Annotated in this window: 7 protein-coding genes; 4 read left to right on the top strand and 3 right to left on the bottom strand. The window is 61.3% G+C overall.

The features are described 5' to 3' along the window. From GSQ92_RS30275 to GSQ92_RS16375, 4 genes are all read left to right on the top strand, one after another. Positions 1-254, top strand: a 254-nt coding sequence (locus GSQ92_RS30275) for a hypothetical protein (protein ID WP_216856846.1), incomplete at its 5' end; no start/stop codon positions are given. A gap of 350 nt (positions 255-604) precedes the next feature. Then, positions 605-1,090: a hypothetical protein gene (locus GSQ92_RS16385; protein WP_159013705.1), complete on the top strand. Its 486-nt coding sequence runs from the start codon at positions 605-607 to the stop codon at positions 1,088-1,090. Between the two features lie 473 nt (positions 1,091-1,563). Further along, positions 1,564-1,872 carry a hypothetical protein gene (locus GSQ92_RS16380; protein WP_159013704.1) on the top strand — a complete coding sequence of 103 codons (309 nt, stop codon included), beginning with the start codon at positions 1,564-1,566 and terminating at the stop codon, positions 1,870-1,872. 157 nt (positions 1,873-2,029) lie between these two features. After that, positions 2,030-2,197: a hypothetical protein gene (locus tag GSQ92_RS16375; RefSeq protein ID WP_159013703.1), complete on the top strand. Its 168-nt coding sequence runs from the start codon at positions 2,030-2,032 to the stop codon at positions 2,195-2,197. Here GSQ92_RS16375 and GSQ92_RS16370 read toward each other — a convergent pair whose 3' ends face one another. The 3 genes from GSQ92_RS16370 to GSQ92_RS30270 all read right to left on the bottom strand — a co-directional run. Next, entirely contained in the window at positions 2,198-2,695 is a 498-nt protein-coding gene (locus GSQ92_RS16370; protein WP_159013702.1) for a DUF6790 family protein, read from the bottom strand. It lies immediately after the preceding gene. A gap of 86 nt (positions 2,696-2,781) precedes the next feature. Beyond that, entirely contained in the window at positions 2,782-2,928 is a 147-nt protein-coding gene (locus GSQ92_RS16365) for a hypothetical protein (protein ID WP_159013701.1), read from the bottom strand. Beyond that, positions 2,925-3,104 (bottom strand): hypothetical protein (locus GSQ92_RS30270; protein WP_216856845.1); only part of this gene is annotated, 180 nt, incomplete at its 5' end. The genes GSQ92_RS16365 and GSQ92_RS30270, both read right to left, overlap by 4 nt.

Below are 3,104 nucleotides of genomic sequence, written 5' to 3'. Positions count from 1 at the left end.
CTTTTCTCGCGCTGCGAGCACTACGCGCGACCTACGAACCACTGCTGGACGGTCTCGCACAGTACCTGATGCTGCCACTCCCAGAGTGGCTCCCAAACGATGATGCGGCGGATCATTGGACGCGTGGCCATCGAGGTTTGCTCGCTAAGCGGCTGGTCGAGCAGTTGGCGAAGGCGCCTCAGGCGGGCGAAATAAGGGATGAAACTGGCCAGGCTAGTCCTTGGAGACGTTTGCGGACGTGGCTTCGCCAATGAGGGAGGCCTCGATGATCCCCAGCCTTCCAACGAGGCATGACCAGATCGGCCTGATAAAAAAGGACGGTACAGCCTGCCGGTGCTATGCGCGGTTTCCGCAGTGAGACGGTCTGCCTCGACGGCATCCGCCTGCAGTTGCGATCCCGATGCGCAGCCGACCGAGCTCCAAATCGGTCAGGCGGCTCACGACCCAACTATGTCGCTGTCAGAGACGAGCTACAGGATCAGCGGCGCTTCTGGTTTGGCCGTATTAAGAGCGATTCAAAGCCGCCGCCGCACGGGTCGAGTGGACGCGGGTCTCCACCGCGGTCAGGAACACTACGCCTGGCTGAGCTTGGCTGGAGGGCGCTATGAAACCGGAACTCGAGGTCGAACTACCAACGATGGTCGCGAGCCTGCGCGTGAAGACGTCCTGCCAGGAGTTGCTGATCATGGTTTCCTGCCCACGCTTCTCCGGGGCGCCCACAGGTTACCCTAGCAATCCTTTCGCCATGTTCGAGGAAGCGCGTCCCATGACGGATTACACCAGGGTCTACATCAAGGTCACTATCACTGATCATGACGACGAGGATGATGGGCTTCCTGGCGTATACGCGGTCGCGGTGGATGAGGAGCTCAATGACGACGATAAGGCATCGGCGGCCTTGGACATCTTTCATGAGCATGTCGATATTGCTGACATAGATGACGTCGTCATAACCGTGCATTCCGAAGACGGAGCGGAACTTGGCGGCGTTGGCAGCGAGCCCCTAGCTCTAGGTGGTTCTTTTGAGGGCAAGCTCTCGGAGGAAGAAACGCCCGAGGCGCTTCAGGACGACCATTCTAAGGACGCGTGATTTCCGCACGTTCTCGCCCCACCGCCACCGACGATGAAGGTCTCGAACTGGTGCAGGCAATCAGCCCAGAAGCACGGTCTGGGTTCGCAGGTCAGCTCAGTGCCTGACTCGTTTGGAGCCGTCCCGCCCTTGGCAGGAGCGGTGGCTTCCCAATGCGCTGGGCGCGAGATCCGAGGACGCCGTCGCAGGCCAGCCCCACGCGAAGGAGGTGCTCATCGAGCCCGTGGCGCGCTGCTAGCTGAAGGCCGACCGGCATGCCAGCGTCGTCAAGAGCCACAGGGAGGGTAGGCGCCCTGAAAATGGCGTCGCGCAAGGTCTGGCCGAACGGTTCCGCGTCCTGCGGAAACCTTGCTGCGAGGCTAAACAACCGACGGCCTTAGGCTCCGGTAGGCTAGATATCGGAATGCCTACTTTAACCGGCGTTCCTGCCTGCCTAGCTCAACCGCCGGACCATGGTGGAGACAGCGGTGAGAATGATCCCGAGATCCCTACTTCTGGCGGGCCTGGCACTGCCAGCGGCCGCACAGGGTCTACCCGCTGCGACGGCCCCGGTATTGTTGGGGGCGAAAACGGCGCTCGACGGCTGCCTCGGAATACAGGCCCACCAAGGCACCTACTATCCCGCCGATCTGGGGCAGTCGGCTCTTTCGTTGCTGCAAACGTGCCCTGACCAGGTGAACCGATACCGGATAGCCTGCAACAACGTCGGTATCCCTGACGGCCAATGCGAGACGCAGCTGGCGGTTATCTCGGAGCATGCCCTCGATCAGGCAGGGCTCTAAACCCGATCCCGCTCTTGAACACGTCCCTTCCCCGCCCGAAGGTCATATCTACCGCTTGGGCAAAGGGAGAAAGCCATGTTCGCCTCGGTCCGGATACGACGGCGTCACTGACATTGAGGCTGTGAGCCAAGCAGCAGAGACCAGGGTAGCCCCGCTAATGCAGAAGCACGACGGCATGGTTTCCTACGCCTCGGTCAACATCGGCCACGGATCGGTCATTTCCGTCGGCATCTTGCGCGAGCTTGCCCAGACGGAGTTCAAGCACCTGATGCCTCGTCTCCCCATCGCCAGGGTCGGCGAGATCGTGGGCCATTTCGGTAAATAGTCACCCGTCAAACCGGTCCCGCGCGCGCCACGCGGCCAGCAGCAGCACGATCGCGAGGGCCGGCACAATAACGTCGGTCCAGAACGGCACGCCCGCGTTCCCAGGCGCGAAATTGCCGGCCACGAGCATCTGCCGGATGTGGCCGACCGCGTCCCCCAGCAGGGCTATGGAGGAAACCAGCACTGCCGCTGCCTTAAACGGCAGAGACGCCCAGAAAGCGGCACAGGCGGTCACACCGAACGCCAAGTCCGCGACCCCGACTTCATATTGGAAGGGACTGACCTGCCAGCCGATATCGGCGGCAGCCACGTGCGGCAGGAAAATATGGAACACGGCCGCCCAGATACCGGTGATGCCGATAGGCAGCAGCAATATCCAGGCGAGGAACCGGTGGGCTGCGGAGCGCCGGTCCCGGCGGATCGCCGCTATGATCAGGGCAAGGGGAAGTAATATGGCCGGTAGGTTGGATAGGACGAATCGGATGGAGGTCGCGATCACGGGACGCCTCTCGTCGTTTCTTGGCTTTTGATTGGCCATTTGACACAAGGGGGCCGGCCATTGTCCAGCGTGTCCCGCCTGCGACGCTAACCCAGTTCTTCGCAGATGCGCAGCGCCTGCACCAGCGCGTAGGCTGGCGGGTCGAACACCACTGGCTCGCCTTCACTCAGTGACAATATGTAGGGGAATTCGCCTAACGCTTTGTAACGCTCAAAGAGCGCCTGGGTATTCATGCCCGTCCGCCAGCATTCAGTAGACTTCGCTGTATAATCTTCTGGGCGGCAGCAAGAGCCTCATCCCGGGTCAGAAAGTCTCCCGCATCATAGCGTCGTTCGCTGGAAAGAGGGTCGTAGCGGCCGCCTACCACGAGGAGGTAGGGCATTGAATAATCCTGTCGCGATATCCCAAG

The organism is Acidisoma sp. S159 (assembly GCF_009766125.1).
Lineage (GTDB): Bacteria > Pseudomonadota > Alphaproteobacteria > Acetobacterales > Acetobacteraceae > Acidisoma.
Note: the sequence above shows the minus strand (reverse complement) of the source record. Positions and strands in the feature narration are given on the sequence as shown.

Coding starts and splice junctions, on each gene's coding strand:
- GSQ92_RS16365 (WP_159013701.1), bottom strand. CDS start 2,928: ATGAATACCCAGGCGCTCTTTGAGCGTTACAAAGCGTTAGGCGAATTC.
- GSQ92_RS16380 (WP_159013704.1), top strand. CDS start 1,564: ATGATCCCGAGATCCCTACTTCTGGCGGGCCTGGCACTGCCAGCGGCC.
- GSQ92_RS16375 (WP_159013703.1), top strand. CDS start 2,030: ATGCAGAAGCACGACGGCATGGTTTCCTACGCCTCGGTCAACATCGGC.
- GSQ92_RS16385 (WP_159013705.1), top strand. CDS start 605: ATGAAACCGGAACTCGAGGTCGAACTACCAACGATGGTCGCGAGCCTG.